Genomic DNA, 14,004 nt, shown 5'->3' with positions numbered 1-14,004 from the left:
GTGACGTCCTCCTTGACGCCCGGCACGGTGGTGAACTCGTGCAGGACACCGTCGATACGGATGGACGTGACCGCCGCACCCGGGATCGACGACAGGAGCGTACGACGCAGGGAGTTGCCGAGGGTGTAACCGAAGCCCGGCTCCAGCGGCTCGATCACGAACCGGGAGCGGAACTCGTCGACGACCTCTTCGGCCAACGAGGGACGCTGAGCGATCAGCATGTGGTGATCCTTCTGTCAGGGGCGCCCGCTATTTGACGCCCTGATGTGTAACAAGGGTACGGGCGGTATGGCCCGAAAGAGCCATACCGCCCGAAAACCTCAGACCAAGCGACCTGCGTCAGATCGGTGAAAGATCAGACGCGACGGCGCTTGGGCGGACGGCAGCCGTTGTGCGGGGTCGGCGTGACGTCCTGGATGGAGCCGACCTCGAGGCCGGTCGCCTGCAGGGAGCGGATCGCGGTCTCACGACCGGAGCCCGGGCCCTTGACGAAGACGTCGACCTTGCGCATGCCGTGCTCCTGGGCGCGGCGGGCAGCCGACTCGGCGGCCATCTGCGCGGCGAACGGCGTGGACTTGCGCGAGCCCTTGAAGCCGACGTGGCCGGCGGAGGCCCAGGAGATCACGTTGCCCGAGGGGTCCGTGATCGAGACGATCGTGTTGTTGAACGTGCTCTTGATGTGCGCGTGGCCGTGAGCGACGTTCTTCTTTTCCTTGCGGCGCACCTTCTTGGCAGCGCCCTGACGTCCCTTGGGGGGCATCTCTTAACTCCTACGGGAGGTGGTCGGTCCTACAGCGAAGACCGTGGACAGGCGTCCGCTGCGGACTACTTCTTGCCCGGCTTCTTCTTGCCGGCGATGGCGCGACGCGGGCCCTTGCGGGTGCGGGCGTTGGTGCTGGTGCGCTGACCGCGGACGGGCAGGCCGCGGCGGTGACGCAGACCCTGGTAGCAGCCGATCTCGACCTTGCGGCGGATGTCGGCCTGGATCTCACGACGGAGGTCACCCTCGGTCCTGATGTTGCTGTCCACGAACTCGCGGATCGCGACGAGCTGCTCCTCGGAGAGGTCGCGAACGCGGGTGTTCGGGTCGACGCCGGTGGCGGCCAGCGTCTGCTGCGCGAGGGTCCGGCCGATGCCGAACACGTAGGTGAGGGCGACCTCCACGCGCTTTTCGCGCGGGATGTCAACACCGGAAACGCGTGCCATTCAATGGCTCCAGTTACTTGTCGGAGGTCTTCCACAGAACCGAATCCCAGCCGCCGTATGAGGTACGAACTGGGTCCCCGGCCTCCGAACCAGGGGTGTCAGGCGAACGGTGTCCGCCCGGGTCCTGCGTATGAACATATTGCTCGCGTCGCGCGAATCCCTGCGATGGATGCAGAGGGTGCGATCCGCTGTCGATCAGCCCTGGCGCTGCTTGTGGCGCGGGTTGTCGCAGATGATCATGACCCGGCCGTGACGGCGGATCACCCTGCACTTGTCGCAGATCTTCTTGACGCTCGGCTTGACCTTCATTAGTGAGGTTCTCCGGGTCAGTGCCACCACCTCGCCGAGGCGAGATGCGGGGCAAGATCTACTTGTAGCGGTAGACGATCCGGCCACGCGTCAGGTCGTACGGAGACAGCTCCACCACGACCCGGTCGTCAGGGAGGATGCGGATGTAGTGCATGCGCATCTTGCCGCTGATGTGTGCCAGGACCTGGTGGCCGTTCTGGAGCTCGACCTTGAACATGGCGTTCGGAAGAGACTCGACGACAGTGCCCTCGATCTCGATGGCACCTTGCTTCTTGGCCACGCTTCGCCCTTCGAATCGACTACCTTGATCGACTCCGAGCGAGCGCATGCAGACATGCGGGTGCACCAGAGCCGACGAGTCAGTCTACGTCAGGCCCCTCAGAAACACGAATCGAGAGAGTCTGCCCCAGCGGGCAGAGCTTTAAGCGCCCCCGAAGGGGCGCGGGGAACCGCGCGAACAACACCCACCGGCCCGCAGCCGCAGACGGCGCTCAGCCCAGCGGATCAGGAGCTGCCGTGATCCCCAGCTCGGCGAGCTTCGCCTTCCCCCCGTCGGGAGACGTCAGCACCAACGGCCCCTCCTCGGTCAGCGCGACCGAGTGCTCCCAGTGCGACGACCATGTGCCGTCCGTCGTGATGACGGTCCAGTCGTCCTCGAGGACCTCCGTCTTCGGCGTCCCCAGCGAGACCATCGGCTCGATGGCGAGACAGAACCCCGGCACCAGCTTCGGGCCCTTGCCGCGCCGCCGCTCGACATAGTTCAGCAGGTGCGGGTCCATGTGCATCTCGGTGCCGATGCCGTGGCCGCCGTAGTCCTCGATGATCCCGTACTTGCCACCGCCGGGCTTCGGCTGGCGGCGGATGTACGTCTCGATGGCCCGGGAGACGTCGACCAGCCGGTTGCCCTGCTTCATGGCCGCGATGCCGGCCCACATCGACTCCTCGGTCACCCGGGAGAGCTCGACCAGCTCCGGGGAGTGGCCGGAGCCGACGAAGGCCGTGTAGGCGGCGTCGCCGTGCCAGCCGTCGATGATCGCGCCGCAGTCGATGGAGATGACGTCCCCGTCCTTGAGGACGAGGTCGTCGGACGGGATTCCGTGGACGACGACCTCGTTCACGGACGTGCAGATCGTCGCCGGGAAGCCGCCGTAGCCGAGGAAGTTCGGCTTGGCGTCGTGCTCGGCGAGCACCTTGCGGGCGACCTGGTCCAGATCCTTCGTCGTGGCCCCCGGCACGGCGGCTTCACGGGTCGCCGCGTGGATGGCGGCGACGACCAGGCCCGCCTCACGCATCTTGGCGATCTGCTCGGAGGTCTTGATCTGCACCATGGGGACTACGGCCTTTCTGGACCGGAGAGAGAATGAACGCCTTCAACGATAAGGGGCGGCGCGAGCGACCCCGCCCCACGCAGCAGCCGCGGCTCCCCTGGGGGAACCGCGGCCGTGGCTGCGTACGAACGACTAATTGTCGCCCTCGTCACGCTTCAGCGCCTCCATGGCGCGCGTCGTGACGTCCTCCACCTTGCCGAGCGCGGAGATCGTGACCACCAGGCCCTGCGCCTTGTAGTAGTCGATGATCGGCTCGGTCTGCGTGTGGTAGACCTCCAGCCGCTTGCGGACGGTCTCCTCGGAGTCGTCGCCCCGCTGGTACAGCTCGCCGCCGCAGACGTCGCAGACGCCCTCCTTGGCGGCCGGCTTGTACGTCACGTGGAAGACGTGCGCCGACTCCTTGCGGCAGACGCGCCGGCCGGCGATCCGCTTGACGACCTCGTCCTCGGGGACCTCCAGGTCCAGCACCGCGTCGAGCTGCATGGTCTCGGCCTCGAGCAGCTCGTCGAGCGCCTCGGCCTGCGAGACGTTGCGGGGGAAGCCGTCCAGCAGGAAGCCGTTCTCGGCGTCCGGCTGCTCCATGCGGTCCTTCGCCATGGCGATGGTGACCTCGTCCGGCACCAGGTTGCCCGCGTCGATGTAGGACTTCGCCAGTTTGCCGAGGTCCGTCTGCCGGCTGATGTTGGCCCGGAACAGGTCGCCCGTGGAGATGTGCGGGATCGACAGGTTTCTGGCCAGGAACGCGGCCTGCGTTCCCTTACCGGCGCCCGGCGGCCCGACGAGGACGATACGCATCAGCGGAGGAACCCTTCGTAATTGCGCTGCTGGAGCTGGCTCTCGATCTGCTTCACGGTCTCGAGGCCCACACCCACGATGATCAGGATGCTGGTCCCGCCGAACGGGAAGTTCTGGTTTGCCCCGAAACCTGCCAACGCCATCGTCGGCACGAGAGCGATCAGCCCCAAGTACAACGAACCCGGCCAGGTGATCCGGTTGAGTACGTAGCTCAGATACTCAGCGGTCGGTCGGCCAGCCCGGATGCCCGGGATGAAGCCACCATACTTCTTCATGTTGTCGGCGACTTCCTCGGGGTTGAAGGAGATCGCCACGTAGAAGAACGCGAAGAAAACGATCAGCAGGAAGTACGTAACGATGTAGTACGGGTGGTCGCCCTTGACGAAGTGCTGCTCGATCCAGGTCTTCCACCCCGACTGGCTACCCCCGGCGAACTGGGCGACCAGCGCCGGGATGTAGAGCAGCGACGAGGCGAAGATGACGGGGATCACACCCGCCTGGTTCACCTTGAGCGGGATGTAGGTGGACGTACCGCCGTAGGAACGACGGCCGATCATGCGCTTGGCGTACTGGACCGGGATGCGGCGCTGGGCCTGCTCGACGAAGACCACCAGGCCGACCATGGCGAAGCCGACCAGGATGACCGTGCCGAACTCGATCCAGCCGCCGGCCAGGGAGCCCTCCTGCTTGATGGCCCACAGGGCGGACGGGAAGGTGGCGGCGATCGAGATGAACATCAGGATCGACATGCCGTTGCCGATACCGCGGTCGGTGATGAGCTCACCGAGCCACATCACCGCCGCCGTGCCGGCGGTCATCGTGATGACCATGGTGATGGTGATGAAGATCGACTGGTCGGGGACGATCTGGCTGGCCACGGGGCAGCCCTGGAACAGGGCGCCGCTGCGGGCGGTGGCGACGAGGCCGGTGCCCTGGAGGATGGCGAGGGCGATCGTCAGGTAACGGGTGTACTGCGTGATCTTCGCCGTACCGGCCTGGCCCTCCTTCTTCAGGGCTTCCAGGCGGGGGATCACCACGGTCAGCAGCTGGAGGATGATGCTCGCCGTGATGTACGGCATGATGCCCAGCGCGAAGATGGTGATCTGCAGCAGCGCACCGCCACTGAACATGTTGACCAGACCGAAGATGCCCTGGTTGGCCTGGGCATTGTCGATACAGGTCTGGACGTTCCGGTAATCGACACCTGGGATCGGGACGTGTGTACCGACCCGGTAGACCACGATGATGGCGAGCGTGAAGAGCAGCTTCTTGCGCAGGTCGGGCGTCTTGAACGCCCGGGCGAACGCGGTAAGCACGGTGCCTCCTGCGACCCCCGCGCAACTGCGTCAAGGGTGACGGTCTTGAGAGTCCAATAGGAACAACGACATAGGTAACGGTCAACTGCCGCTCAGAGTGCCCGAAGTGAAGCACCCTGTGAAAAGAGGGCAGTGCAGGCCACCTTACCGGCGTGACTGCCGCCCTAGGAACGACCAACCGGGGATACCCCATATGTGGGGTATCCCCGGTCGGGATCGCTCAGGTCATCAAGACGCCTGTGGTGTTCAGACGAGCTCGGTGACGGTACCGCCGGCGGCGGTGATCTTCTCCTTGGCGGAGCCGGAGACGGCGTCGACCGTCACCTGCAGCGCCACGGAGAGCTCGCCCTGGCCGAGGACCTTGACGAGGCTGTTCTTGCGGACGGCACCCTTGGCGACCAGGTCGGCAACGGTGACCTCCCCACCCTCGGGGTAGAGGGCGGCGAGCTTGTCCAGGTTCACGACCTGGAACTCCGTCTTGAACGGGTTCTTGAAGCCCTTCAGCTTCGGGAGACGCATGTGGAGGGGCATCTGGCCACCCTCGAAGCGCTCCGGAACCTGGTAACGGGCCTTCGTGCCCTTGGTACCACGACCGGCCGTCTTACCCTTCGACGCCTCACCACGACCGACACGGGTCTTGGCGGTCTTGGCGCCGGGGGCCGGACGGAGGTTGTGGATCTTCAGCGGGTTGTTCTCCGCCATGATCAGACCTCCTCAACCGTCACGAGGTGGCGGACGGTGTGCACCATGCCGCGGAACTCGGGGCGGTCCTCCTTGACGACCTGCGTGTTGATGCCCTTGAGACCAAGGGAACGCAGGGTGTCACGGTGGTTCTGCTTGCTGCCGATGTAGGACTTGACCTGCGTAATCTTGAGCTGCGCCATGATTACGCACCCGCCCCGGCACGCGCACGGAGAAGAGCCGCGGGGGCGACGTCCTCGAGGGGCAGACCACGGCGGGCCGCGATCTCCTCGGGACGCTGCAGGCCACGGAGGGCCTCCACGGTCGCGTGCACGATGTTGATCGCGTTGTCGGAGCCGAGCGACTTCGACAGCACGTCGTGGATACCGGCGCACTCGAGCACGGCACGCACCGGACCACCGGCGATAACACCGGTACCGGGCGACGCGGGCTTGAGCAGCACGACGCCGGCAGCCTTCTCACCCTGGATGGGGTGCGGGATGGTGCCCTGGATGCGGGGGACCTTGAAGAAGTGCTTCTTGGCCTCCTCAACACCCTTGGCGATGGCGGCCGGCACCTCCTTGGCCTTGCCGTATCCGACACCCACGGTGCCGTCACCGTCGCCCACCACGACCAGCGCGGTGAAGCTGAAGCGACGACCACCCTTCACAACCTTGGCGACGCGGTTGATCGCGACAACGCGCTCAACGTACGCGGTCTTCTCGGCGGCAGCAGCGCCGCCGTCACGGCCCTTCCGGTCCCGCCGCTCGCCGCCACCGGCACCGCCACCGCGGCGCTGGGGTCCAGCCATTGGAATTACCTCTCTCTGTTTCCGCTAGCTACGGAACCGGCTCAGAACTTGAGCCCGGCCTCGCGGGCGGCGTCCGCCAGGGCGGCGATGCGCCCCGCGTACTGGTTACCACCACGGTCGAACACGACGGCCTCGACACCGGCGGCCTTGGCGCGCTCGGCGACCAGGGCGCCGACCTGCTTGGCCTGCGCGGACTTGTCGCCCTCGCCACCGCGGATCGAGGTGTCCAGGGTGGACGCCGACGCAAGGGTGTGACCCTTGATGTCGTCGATCACCTGGGCCACGATGTGGCGGTTCGAGCGGGTAACGACCAGACGCGGACGCTCCGCCGTTCCGTTGATGTTCTTACGGATCCGGATGTGGCGGCGCTTGATCGCGGCGCGCTTGTAGGCGTCGCCCTTAAGGATCTTCTGTCCGTATGCCATGGCTTACTTACCCGCCTTTCCGACCTTGCGGCGGATGACTTCGCCCTCGTACTTGACGCCCTTGGCCTTGTACGGGTCGGGCCTGCGCAGCTTGCGGATGTTGGCCGCAACCTCGCCGACCTTCTGCTTGTCGATGCCCTCGACCGAGAAACGGGTCGGGGACTCCACCTTGAAGGTGATGCCCTCGGGGGCCTCGACCAGGATCGGGTGGCTGTAGCCCAGAGAGAACTCCAGGTTGGAGCCCTTGGCCAGGACACGGTAGCCGACACCGCTGATTTCGAGCTTCTTGACGTATCCCTGGGTCACACCGGTGATCATGTTCGCCACCAGCGTGCGGGACAGGCCGTGCAGGGCCTTGCTCTGCCGCTCGTCGTTGGGCCGGAGCACCTGAAGGGTGCCGTCCTCGGCCTTGGCGATGTCGATCGGCGCGATGACGGTGTGGGTCAGTTCGCCCTTGGGGCCCTTGACCGCGACCGTACGGCCGTCGATGGTGACGTCCACGCCGGCGGGAACCGGGATGGGGAGCTTGCCGATACGCGACATTGCTGTCTCTCCTCCGTTCCCGAATTACCAGACGTAGGCGAGGACTTCCCCACCCACGCCCTTCTTCTGCGCCTGCTGGCCGGTCAGGAGACCGTGGGACGTGGAGATGATGGCCACGCCCAGGCCGCCCAGAACCTTCGGCAGGTTGGTGGACTTCGCGTACACCCGGAGACCGGGCTTGGAGATCCGCTTGATGCCCGCGATGGAGCGCTCACGGTTGGGGCCGAACTTCAGCTCCAGGACGAGGTTCTTGCCGACCTCGGCGTCCTCGACCTTCCAGCCCGTGATGAAGCCCTCCTGCTGGAGGATCTCCGCGATGTGCGACTTGATCTTCGACGCCGGCATCGTCACGGAGTCGTGGTATGCCGAGTTCGCGTTCCGCAGACGCGTCAGCATGTCTGCGATCGGATCAGTCATGGTCATGAATTGGCCTTCGGCCTCTCTCGCCGGGGTTTCCTGGTGCGCCATCCCTCTCCCCGATCCGAGACGGGACGGGTGCGGCGCGGTGGACCTACGGCGTAGTAAGTCGTACGGGCGACTGTCAGGCGCCCAACCCTCCAAGCCTAAGCCATGGAAGGGAGGGCGCCTGACACGCCCATTGCTTACCGAGAGCCCTGGGAATCCCTAAAAGGGGACTACCAGGAGCTCTTGGTCACGCCCGGCAGCTCGCCACGGTGAGCCATCTCACGAAGGCACACGCGGCACAGGCCGAACTTGCGGTACACGGAGTGCGGGCGGCCACAACGCTGGCAGCGGGTGTAGCCACGCACACCGAACTTCGGCTTGCGAGCAGCCTTAGCGATCAGAGCCTTCTTCGCCATCTCGCTCACGCCTCCTTGAAGGGGAAGCCGAGGTGACGAAGGAGCGCACGGCCCTCAGCGTCGTTGGTCGCCGTGGTCACCACGGTGATGTCCATACCCCGGGTGCGGTCGATCTTGTCCTGGTCGATCTCGTGGAACATGACCTGCTCCGTGAGACCGAAGGTGTAGTTGCCACGGCCGTCGAACTGCTTGGGGGACAGGCCGCGGAAGTCGCGGATGCGCGGCAGCGCGAGCGACAGGGTGCGGTCCAGGAACTCCCACATGCGGTCGCCACGGAGCGTGACGTGGGCACCGATCGGCTGGCCCTCACGCAGCTTGAACTGCGCGATGGACTTGCGGGCCTTGGTGACGGCCGGCTTCTGACCGGTGATCGTGGTGAGGTCCTTGATGGCACCCTCGATCAGCTTGGAGTCGCGGGCGGCGTCGCCCACACCCATGTTGACCACGATCTTGACGAGACCGGGGATCTGCATGACGTTCTCGTACTTGAACTCGTCACGCAGCTTGCCCGTGATCTCCTCACGGTACTTCTGCTTCAGACGCGGGCTGGTGGTGGTCGTCATCAGATGTCCTCACCCGTCCGCTTGGCAACGCGGATCTTGTTGCCTTCGTCGTCGAAGCGGTAACCGACGCGGGTCACGACCTTGTTGCCGTCCTTCTCCACGACCAGCTGGACGTTGGAGACGTGGATCGGCGCCTCGGTGGTGACGATGCCGCCGGCCTGCGAACCCTTGGCCGTCGGACCTGCCTTGGTGTGCTTCTTGACCCGGTTGACACCCTCGACCAGGACACGCTCGTCGCGCGGGTAAGCGGCAATGACCTTGCCCTGCTTGCCCTTGTCCTTACCGGTGATGACCTGGACCAGGTCGCCCTTCTTGATCTTCATGCTCACAGCACCTCCGGCGCGAGGGAGATGATCTTCATGAACTTCTTCTCGCGCAGCTCACGGCCGACCGGGCCGAAGATACGGGTGCCACGAGGGTCGCCGTCGTTCTTCAGAATGACAGCGGCGTTCTCGTCGAAGCGGATGTACGAGCCGTCCGGACGGCGGCGCTCCTTGACGGTGCGAACGATGACCGCCTTGATGACGTCACCCTTCTTCACGTTGCCGCCGGGGATCGCGTCCTTGACGGTGGCGACGATGACGTCACCGACACCCGCGTAGCGGCGACCGGAGCCACCGAGCACACGGATGCAGAGGATTTCCTTCGCACCCGTGTTGTCGGCGACACGCAGTCGCGACTCCTGCTGGATCACGTCTATCTCCTGGTTGTCTGCCGGTTCCCGGCAGGGGCTCTCCTCTTGCGAGGTCGGCCCCTGCCGAGCCTGGCGGAACGATTCCTAGGGGGTCCCCCTAGGAGGGATTACTTGGCCTTCTCGAGGATCTCGACGACGCGCCAGCGCTTCGTCGCGGACAGCGGCCGGGTCTCCATGAGGAGGACACGGTCGCCGACACCCGCGGCGTTCTGCTCGTCGTGCGCCTTGAGCTTGTTGGTACGGCGGATGACCTTGCCGTACAGCGCGTGCTTGACGCGGTCCTCGACGGCGACGACGACGGTCTTGTCCATCTTGTCGCTGACGACGAGACCCTCACGGGTCTTGCGGAAGCCGCGGGCCTCTGCAGTCTGCTCAGTCACGTTGCTCTCACTCATCAGGCGCTCTCCACCGTCTCGATGCCCAGCTCGCGCTCACGCATCAGGGTGTAGATCCGCGCGATGTCCTTACGGACGGCCTTCAGCCGGCCGTGGTTCTCGAGCTGACCCGTCGCCGCCTGGAAGCGGAGGTTGAACAGCTCTTCCTTGGCCTCGCGGAGCTTGTTGAGCAGCTCCTCGTTGCCCAGCTCGCGCAGCTCGGACGCCTTGGTACCGGCCGACATCACGCTTCACCTGCCTCGCGCTTGACGATCTTGCACTTCATCGGCAGCTTGTGGGCCGCACGGGTCAGGGCCTCGCGCGCGATCTTCTCGTTGGGGTACGACAGCTCGAACATCACGCGTCCGGGCTTGACGTTGGCGATCCACCACTCCGGAGAACCCTTACCGGAACCCATGCGGGTCTCGGCGGGCTTCTTCGTGAGCGGGCGGTCCGGGTAGATGTTGATCCAGACCTTGCCGCCACGCTTGATGTGACGGGTCATGGCGATACGAGCTGCCTCGATCTGCCGGTTCGTCACGTAAGCCGGGGTCATGGCCTGAATGCCGTACTCGCCGAACGCAACCTGCGTGCCACCCTTGGACATGCCGTTGCGCTTGGGGTGGTGCTGCTTGCGGTGCTTGACCCTACGGGGGATCAGCATTTCGGTCAGGCCTCCGTTCCGGTGCTCTCAGCCGGAGCGGCGGACGCGGGAGCCTCGGCCTTGGGGGCCTCGGAACCAGCAGCCTGCTGCGGCTTGCGACCGCGACCGCCACGCTCGCCACCGCGGCCACCACGGGCCGGGCGGTCAGCGCCGCCACGGGCCGGGCGGTTGCCGGCGCGGGCAGCGGCGTTCTCGGCGCGGACCTCGGCGATGTTCTTGACGTCGCCCTTGTAGATCCAGACCTTCACACCGATGCGGCCGAAGGTCGTCTTGGCCTCGAAGAAGCCGTAGTCCACGTTCGCGCGGAGCGTGTGCAGGGGCACACGGCCCTCGCGGTAGAACTCCGAGCGGGACATCTCGGCGCCACCGAGGCGGCCACCGCACTGGATCTTGATGCCCTTGGCGCCGGCCTTCATCGTGCCCTGCATGCTCTTGCGCATGGCACGACGGAAGGAGACGCGGGAGGAGAGCTGCTCGGCGACGGCCTGGGCAACCAGCTGAGCGTCCGTCTCGGGGCTCTTGACCTCGAGGATGTTCAGCTGGACCTGCTTGCCCGTGAGCTTCTCGAGGTCACCGCGGATGCGGTCGGCCTCGGCGCCACGGCGGCCGATGACGATGCCCGGACGCGCGGTGTGGATGTCCACACGCACACGGTCACGGGTGCGCTCGATCTCCACCTTCGAGATGCCGGCGCGCTCCATGCCGGACGTCATCATCCGACGGATGGCGACGTCTTCCTTGACGTAGTCCTTGTACAGCTTGTCGGCGTACCAACGCGACTTGAAGTCGGTCGTGACACCGAGCCGGAACCCGTGCGGGTTTACCTTCTGGCCCATTACCGGGTTCCTTCCTTGCTGCTGACGACCACGGTGATGTGGCTGGTCCGCTTGCGGATCCGGTAGGCACGGCCCTGGGCGCGCGGACGGAACCGCTTCAGGGTCGGGCCCTCGTCGACGTAGGCCTCGGAGACGAAGAGGCTGTCGACATCGGTGTGGTCGTAGTTGTGCGCGGCGTTGGCAATGGCGCTGTCCAGCACCTTGCCGACCGGCTGGCTCGCGGCCTGCGGGGCGAAACGCAGGACCGCCTGAGCCTCCGTGGCGTTCATGCCACGGATGAGGTCCACCACGCGGCGGGCCTTCATGGGCGTGACGCGGATGTACCGCGCCTGGGCCCTGGCTTCCATGGTTGTCCTTCCAGTGTCTGTCATGGTCATTCCACCCCGCGCTTAGCGGCGCTTCGACTTCCGGTCGTCCTTGACGTGACCCCGGAAGGTGCGCGTCGGCGAGAACTCGCCGAGCTTGTGGCCGACCATCGACTCGGTGACAAACACCGGAATGTGGGTCTTGCCGTTGTGCACCGCGAGCGTGTGGCCGAGCATGGCCGGCACGATCATGGAGCGACGGGACCAGGTCTTGATGACGTTCTTGCTGCCGGCTTCGTTCTGAGCGTCCACCTTCTTGATCAGGTGGTCGTCGACGAAGGGCCCCTTCTTCAAGCTACGAGGCATCTCAACCCGTCCTTAGCGCTTCTTGTTCGTCTTGCGGCGGCGGACGATGTACTTGTTCGACGCCTTCTTGGGCGAACGAGTACGGCCTTCCTTCTTGCCCCAAGGGGACACCGGGTGACGACCACCCGAGGTACGGCCTTCGCCACCACCGTGCGGGTGGTCCACCGGGTTCATGACCACACCACGCACGGTCGGGCGAACGCCCAGCCAGCGCTTACGGCCCGCCTTACCCCAGTTGATGTTGCTCTGCTCGGCGTTGCCCACCTCGCCGACCGTGGCGCGGCAGCGCTGGTCGACCAGGCGGATCTCACCGGACGGCATGCGGAGGTGGGCCATCGAGCCCTCCTTCGCGAGCAGCTGCACCGAGGCGCCGGCGGAGCGGGCGAACTTCGCGCCGCCGCCCGGACGCAGCTCGATGGCGTGCAGCGTGGTACCGACCGGGATGTTGCGCAGGGCAAGGTTGTTGCCCGGCTTGATGTCGGCCCCGGGACCGTTCTCGACGCGGTCACCCTGCTGCAGGTTGCGCGGGGCGAGGATGTAGCGCTTCTCGCCGTCGGCGTAGTGCAGCAGCGCGATGCGCGCGGTGCGGTTGGGGTCGTACTCGATGTGCGCGACCTTCGCCGGCACGCCGTCCTTGTCGTGACGACGGAAGTCGATCACGCGGTAGGCGCGCTTGTGGCCACCGCCCTGGTGGCGGACGGTCACACGACCGGAGTTGTTACGGCCACCCTTGCTGTGCAGGGGGCGGACCAACGACTTCTCCGGCGTGGACCGCGTGACCTCGACGAAGTCGGCGACGCTGGAGCCGCGACGGCCCGGCGTAGTCGGCTTGTACTTGCGGATTCCCATTTCTCAGTCCTCGTCCGATATCGGACGATCCGGACCGCCCTTAGGCGGTCGGACCGCCGAAGATGTCGATACGGTCGCCCTCGGCAAGGGTCACGATCGCGCGCTTGGTGCCGGCACGCTGACCGAAACCGGTCTTGGTGCGCTTGCGCTTGCCCTGGCGGTTGATCGTGTTGACCCCGGTGACCTTGACCGAGAAGACCGCCTGGACGGCCTGCTTGATCTGGGTCTTGTTGGCGCTGGGGTCGACGACGAACGTGTACTTGCCCTCGTCGAGAAGCGCGTAGCTCTTCTCCGAGACAACCGGCTTGAGCAGCACGTCACGGGGGTCCGTGAACGACTTGCTCAGCGGGGTCTCGACGGTGTTCTTGCCCTCGGTGGCGTGGCGACGCGCCTTGGCGACGCGCGCGGCCTTCGCCTTCTTCGCCGCCTTGGAGGCGATAGCGGGGTGACGGATAGCCATCAGGCCGCGCTCCCTTCGGTGTCATTGGCCTTCGGGCCGGACACGAAGGACTCGAAGGCGGCCTGGGTGAAGACCACGTCGTCCGAGACGAGAACGTCGTACGTGTTCAGCTGGCCCGGCTCCAGGATGTGGACCTGGGGCAGGTTACGGGCGGACAGCCACGCGGCCTCATCGGCGCGGTCGACGACCAGGAGCAGGTTCTTGCGCTCCGAGATCTTGCCGAACAGCGACTTGGCGGCCTTCGTCGACGGGTTCTCACCCTCGATGACGCCGGAGACGACGTGGATGCGGTTGTGGCGGGCCCGGTCGGTGAGGGCGTGACGCAGAGCGGCAGCCTTCATCTTCTTCGGGGTCCGCTGCGAGTAGTCGCGCGGCACGGGACCGTGCACGACGCCACCACCGGCGAACTGCGGCGCGCGGGTCGAACCCTGACGGGCGCGACCGGTGCCCTTCTGGCGGTACGGCTTCTTGCCGCCACCACGGACTTCACCGCGACGCTTGGTCTTGTGCGTGCCCTGGCGGGCAGCGGCGTTCTGCGCGACGACGACCTGGTGGATCAGCGGGATGCTGATCTTCTCCACGCCGAAGATCTCCGCGGGGAGCTCGACGCTACCGGTCTTCTCGCCTGCAGGCGAAAGGATGTCAACAGTGCTCATCG

Annotated in this window: 26 protein-coding genes and 1 pseudogene; all 27 read right to left on the bottom strand. The window is 65.9% G+C overall.

Translation table 11 applies throughout. The annotated features are described in order from the left end of the window. A pseudogene (locus ACZ6I3_RS35105) lies at positions 1 to 221 on the bottom strand (DNA-directed RNA polymerase subunit alpha); the annotation flags it as partial. Positions 222 to 355: 134 nt separating this feature from the next. Beyond that, positions 356 to 760 (bottom strand): 30S ribosomal protein S11, encoded by a 405-nt coding sequence (gene rpsK, locus ACZ6I3_RS35100; protein WP_003956432.1) that lies wholly within the window; start codon positions 758 to 760, stop codon positions 356 to 358. A gap of 65 nt (positions 761 to 825) precedes the next feature. After that, on the bottom strand, positions 826 to 1,206 hold the full coding sequence (gene rpsM / locus ACZ6I3_RS35095; RefSeq protein ID WP_469420210.1) for a 30S ribosomal protein S13: 381 nt from the start codon (positions 1,204 to 1,206) through the stop codon (positions 826 to 828). A gap of 195 nt (positions 1,207 to 1,401) precedes the next feature. After that, complete coding sequence (rpmJ, locus tag ACZ6I3_RS35090; protein ID WP_003948619.1) at positions 1,402 to 1,515, bottom strand: 50S ribosomal protein L36; 114 nt, start codon at positions 1,513 to 1,515, stop codon at positions 1,402 to 1,404. A gap of 58 nt (positions 1,516 to 1,573) precedes the next feature. Beyond that, positions 1,574 to 1,795, bottom strand: a complete 222-nt coding sequence (infA, locus tag ACZ6I3_RS35085) for a translation initiation factor IF-1 (protein ID WP_003948620.1) — start codon at positions 1,793 to 1,795, stop codon at positions 1,574 to 1,576. A 211-nt stretch (positions 1,796 to 2,006) separates the two neighbouring features. After that, positions 2,007 to 2,843 (bottom strand): type I methionyl aminopeptidase, encoded by an 837-nt coding sequence (map, locus tag ACZ6I3_RS35080; protein ID WP_469420209.1) that lies wholly within the window; start codon positions 2,841 to 2,843, stop codon positions 2,007 to 2,009. Positions 2,844 to 2,975: 132 nt separating this feature from the next. Next, positions 2,976 to 3,638: an adenylate kinase gene (locus ACZ6I3_RS35075; protein ID WP_469420207.1), complete on the bottom strand. Its 663-nt coding sequence runs from the start codon at positions 3,636 to 3,638 to the stop codon at positions 2,976 to 2,978. Then, on the bottom strand, positions 3,638 to 4,954 hold the full coding sequence (secY, locus tag ACZ6I3_RS35070) for a preprotein translocase subunit SecY (protein WP_469420206.1): 1,317 nt from the start codon (positions 4,952 to 4,954) through the stop codon (positions 3,638 to 3,640). The genes ACZ6I3_RS35075 and secY overlap by 1 nt, the downstream gene beginning before the upstream one ends. Positions 4,955 to 5,200: 246 nt before the next feature. Further along, complete coding sequence (gene rplO, locus ACZ6I3_RS35065) at positions 5,201 to 5,656, bottom strand: 50S ribosomal protein L15 (RefSeq protein WP_193482350.1); 456 nt, start codon at positions 5,654 to 5,656, stop codon at positions 5,201 to 5,203. A gap of 2 nt (positions 5,657 to 5,658) precedes the next feature. Further along, the gene (gene rpmD / locus ACZ6I3_RS35060; RefSeq protein WP_052580766.1) at positions 5,659 to 5,838 is read right to left on the bottom strand and encodes a 50S ribosomal protein L30; all 180 of its coding nucleotides are present in this window, start codon (positions 5,836 to 5,838) and stop codon (positions 5,659 to 5,661) included. A gap of 2 nt (positions 5,839 to 5,840) precedes the next feature. Continuing rightward, positions 5,841 to 6,446 (bottom strand): 30S ribosomal protein S5, encoded by a 606-nt coding sequence (gene rpsE / locus ACZ6I3_RS35055; RefSeq protein ID WP_164332815.1) that lies wholly within the window; start codon positions 6,444 to 6,446, stop codon positions 5,841 to 5,843. Positions 6,447 to 6,487: 41 nt separating this feature from the next. Further along, positions 6,488 to 6,871, bottom strand: coding sequence for a 50S ribosomal protein L18 (rplR, locus tag ACZ6I3_RS35050; protein WP_030930487.1), 384 nt, complete (start codon positions 6,869 to 6,871; stop codon positions 6,488 to 6,490). A gap of 3 nt (positions 6,872 to 6,874) precedes the next feature. After that, positions 6,875 to 7,414, bottom strand: a complete 540-nt coding sequence (gene rplF, locus ACZ6I3_RS35045; protein WP_215119438.1) for a 50S ribosomal protein L6 — start codon at positions 7,412 to 7,414, stop codon at positions 6,875 to 6,877. Between the two features lie 24 nt (positions 7,415 to 7,438). Then, the gene (gene rpsH, locus ACZ6I3_RS35040; protein WP_104789270.1) at positions 7,439 to 7,837 is read right to left on the bottom strand and encodes a 30S ribosomal protein S8; all 399 of its coding nucleotides are present in this window, start codon (positions 7,835 to 7,837) and stop codon (positions 7,439 to 7,441) included. A gap of 212 nt (positions 7,838 to 8,049) precedes the next feature. Next, positions 8,050 to 8,235 (bottom strand): type Z 30S ribosomal protein S14, encoded by a 186-nt coding sequence (locus ACZ6I3_RS35035; RefSeq protein ID WP_003948630.1) that lies wholly within the window; start codon positions 8,233 to 8,235, stop codon positions 8,050 to 8,052. A 5-nt stretch (positions 8,236 to 8,240) separates the two neighbouring features. After that, positions 8,241 to 8,798 carry a 50S ribosomal protein L5 gene (gene rplE, locus ACZ6I3_RS35030; RefSeq protein ID WP_003992366.1) on the bottom strand — a complete coding sequence of 186 codons (558 nt, stop codon included), beginning with the start codon at positions 8,796 to 8,798 and terminating at the stop codon, positions 8,241 to 8,243. Continuing rightward, positions 8,798 to 9,121: a 50S ribosomal protein L24 gene (gene rplX, locus ACZ6I3_RS35025; protein WP_030046380.1), complete on the bottom strand. Its 324-nt coding sequence runs from the start codon at positions 9,119 to 9,121 to the stop codon at positions 8,798 to 8,800. Before rplX ends, rplE begins: the two co-directional genes overlap by 1 nt. A gap of 2 nt (positions 9,122 to 9,123) precedes the next feature. Further along, a complete protein-coding gene (gene rplN, locus ACZ6I3_RS35020) occupies positions 9,124 to 9,492 on the bottom strand; it encodes a 50S ribosomal protein L14 (RefSeq protein ID WP_184591446.1) in 369 nt (122 codons plus the stop codon). A gap of 107 nt (positions 9,493 to 9,599) precedes the next feature. Next, a complete protein-coding gene (gene rpsQ / locus ACZ6I3_RS35015; RefSeq protein ID WP_003992363.1) occupies positions 9,600 to 9,887 on the bottom strand; it encodes a 30S ribosomal protein S17 in 288 nt (95 codons plus the stop codon). Further along, a complete protein-coding gene (gene rpmC, locus ACZ6I3_RS35010; protein ID WP_010036720.1) occupies positions 9,887 to 10,111 on the bottom strand; it encodes a 50S ribosomal protein L29 in 225 nt (74 codons plus the stop codon). The genes rpsQ and rpmC overlap by 1 nt, the downstream gene beginning before the upstream one ends. Then, positions 10,111 to 10,530, bottom strand: coding sequence for a 50S ribosomal protein L16 (gene rplP / locus ACZ6I3_RS35005; protein ID WP_382584709.1), 420 nt, complete (start codon positions 10,528 to 10,530; stop codon positions 10,111 to 10,113). Before rplP ends, rpmC begins: the two co-directional genes overlap by 1 nt. 5 nt (positions 10,531 to 10,535) lie before the next feature. Continuing rightward, on the bottom strand, positions 10,536 to 11,366 hold the full coding sequence (rpsC, locus tag ACZ6I3_RS35000) for a 30S ribosomal protein S3 (protein WP_399018807.1): 831 nt from the start codon (positions 11,364 to 11,366) through the stop codon (positions 10,536 to 10,538). Next, entirely contained in the window at positions 11,366 to 11,713 is a 348-nt protein-coding gene (gene rplV / locus ACZ6I3_RS34995; protein WP_031141295.1) for a 50S ribosomal protein L22, read from the bottom strand. The genes rpsC and rplV overlap by 1 nt, the downstream gene beginning before the upstream one ends. Positions 11,714 to 11,755: 42 nt before the next feature. Next, entirely contained in the window at positions 11,756 to 12,037 is a 282-nt protein-coding gene (rpsS, locus tag ACZ6I3_RS34990; protein WP_057607913.1) for a 30S ribosomal protein S19, read from the bottom strand. Positions 12,038 to 12,049: 12 nt separating this feature from the next. Further along, positions 12,050 to 12,886: a 50S ribosomal protein L2 gene (gene rplB, locus ACZ6I3_RS34985; protein ID WP_030839671.1), complete on the bottom strand. Its 837-nt coding sequence runs from the start codon at positions 12,884 to 12,886 to the stop codon at positions 12,050 to 12,052. A 40-nt stretch (positions 12,887 to 12,926) separates the two neighbouring features. Further along, positions 12,927 to 13,346 carry a 50S ribosomal protein L23 gene (gene rplW / locus ACZ6I3_RS34980; RefSeq protein WP_469420201.1) on the bottom strand — a complete coding sequence of 140 codons (420 nt, stop codon included), beginning with the start codon at positions 13,344 to 13,346 and terminating at the stop codon, positions 12,927 to 12,929. Further along, positions 13,346 to 14,002, bottom strand: coding sequence for a 50S ribosomal protein L4 (gene rplD / locus ACZ6I3_RS34975; RefSeq protein WP_432973008.1), 657 nt, complete (start codon positions 14,000 to 14,002; stop codon positions 13,346 to 13,348). Before rplD ends, rplW begins: the two co-directional genes overlap by 1 nt. Positions 14,003 to 14,004: the final 2 nt, after the last annotated feature.

Source organism: Streptomyces sp. NPDC041940 (genome assembly GCF_055589465.1).
Note: the sequence above shows the minus strand (reverse complement) of the source record. Positions and strands in the feature narration are given on the sequence as shown.

What these genes read in the sequence shown, in the direction of transcription:
- rpsK (WP_003956432.1), bottom strand. Translation starts at nt 760, where the DNA reads ATGCCCCCCAAGGGACGTCAGGGCGCTGCCAAGAAGGTGCGCCGCAAG.
- rpsM (WP_469420210.1), bottom strand. Translation starts at nt 1,206, where the DNA reads ATGGCACGCGTTTCCGGTGTTGACATCCCGCGCGAAAAGCGCGTGGAG.
- rpmJ (WP_003948619.1), bottom strand. Translation starts at nt 1,515, where the DNA reads ATGAAGGTCAAGCCGAGCGTCAAGAAGATCTGCGACAAGTGCAGGGTG.
- map (WP_469420209.1), bottom strand. Translation starts at nt 2,843, where the DNA reads ATGGTGCAGATCAAGACCTCCGAGCAGATCGCCAAGATGCGTGAGGCG.
- ACZ6I3_RS35075 (WP_469420207.1), bottom strand. Translation starts at nt 3,638, where the DNA reads ATGCGTATCGTCCTCGTCGGGCCGCCGGGCGCCGGTAAGGGAACGCAG.
- rplO (WP_193482350.1), bottom strand. Translation starts at nt 5,656, where the DNA reads ATGGCGGAGAACAACCCGCTGAAGATCCACAACCTCCGTCCGGCCCCC.
- rpmD (WP_052580766.1), bottom strand. Translation starts at nt 5,838, where the DNA reads ATGGCGCAGCTCAAGATTACGCAGGTCAAGTCCTACATCGGCAGCAAG.
- rpsE (WP_164332815.1), bottom strand. Translation starts at nt 6,446, where the DNA reads ATGGCTGGACCCCAGCGCCGCGGTGGCGGTGCCGGTGGCGGCGAGCGG.
- rplR (WP_030930487.1), bottom strand. Translation starts at nt 6,871, where the DNA reads ATGGCATACGGACAGAAGATCCTTAAGGGCGACGCCTACAAGCGCGCC.
- rplF (WP_215119438.1), bottom strand. Translation starts at nt 7,414, where the DNA reads ATGTCGCGTATCGGCAAGCTCCCCATCCCGGTTCCCGCCGGCGTGGAC.
- rpsH (WP_104789270.1), bottom strand. Translation starts at nt 7,837, where the DNA reads ATGACCATGACTGATCCGATCGCAGACATGCTGACGCGTCTGCGGAAC.
- ACZ6I3_RS35035 (WP_003948630.1), bottom strand. Translation starts at nt 8,235, where the DNA reads ATGGCGAAGAAGGCTCTGATCGCTAAGGCTGCTCGCAAGCCGAAGTTC.
- rplE (WP_003992366.1), bottom strand. Translation starts at nt 8,798, where the DNA reads ATGACGACCACCACCAGCCCGCGTCTGAAGCAGAAGTACCGTGAGGAG.
- rplX (WP_030046380.1), bottom strand. Translation starts at nt 9,121, where the DNA reads ATGAAGATCAAGAAGGGCGACCTGGTCCAGGTCATCACCGGTAAGGAC.
- rpsQ (WP_003992363.1), bottom strand. Translation starts at nt 9,887, where the DNA reads ATGAGTGAGAGCAACGTGACTGAGCAGACTGCAGAGGCCCGCGGCTTC.
- rpmC (WP_010036720.1), bottom strand. Translation starts at nt 10,111, where the DNA reads ATGTCGGCCGGTACCAAGGCGTCCGAGCTGCGCGAGCTGGGCAACGAG.
- rplP (WP_382584709.1), bottom strand. Translation starts at nt 10,530, where the DNA reads ATGCTGATCCCCCGTAGGGTCAAGCACCGCAAGCAGCACCACCCCAAG.
- rpsC (WP_399018807.1), bottom strand. Translation starts at nt 11,366, where the DNA reads ATGGGCCAGAAGGTAAACCCGCACGGGTTCCGGCTCGGTGTCACGACC.
- rplV (WP_031141295.1), bottom strand. Translation starts at nt 11,713, where the DNA reads ATGGAAGCCAGGGCCCAGGCGCGGTACATCCGCGTCACGCCCATGAAG.
- rpsS (WP_057607913.1), bottom strand. Translation starts at nt 12,037, where the DNA reads ATGCCTCGTAGCTTGAAGAAGGGGCCCTTCGTCGACGACCACCTGATC.
- rplB (WP_030839671.1), bottom strand. Translation starts at nt 12,886, where the DNA reads ATGGGAATCCGCAAGTACAAGCCGACTACGCCGGGCCGTCGCGGCTCC.
- rplW (WP_469420201.1), bottom strand. Translation starts at nt 13,346, where the DNA reads ATGGCTATCCGTCACCCCGCTATCGCCTCCAAGGCGGCGAAGAAGGCG.
- rplD (WP_432973008.1), bottom strand. Translation starts at nt 14,002, where the DNA reads ATGAGCACTGTTGACATCCTTTCGCCTGCAGGCGAGAAGACCGGTAGC.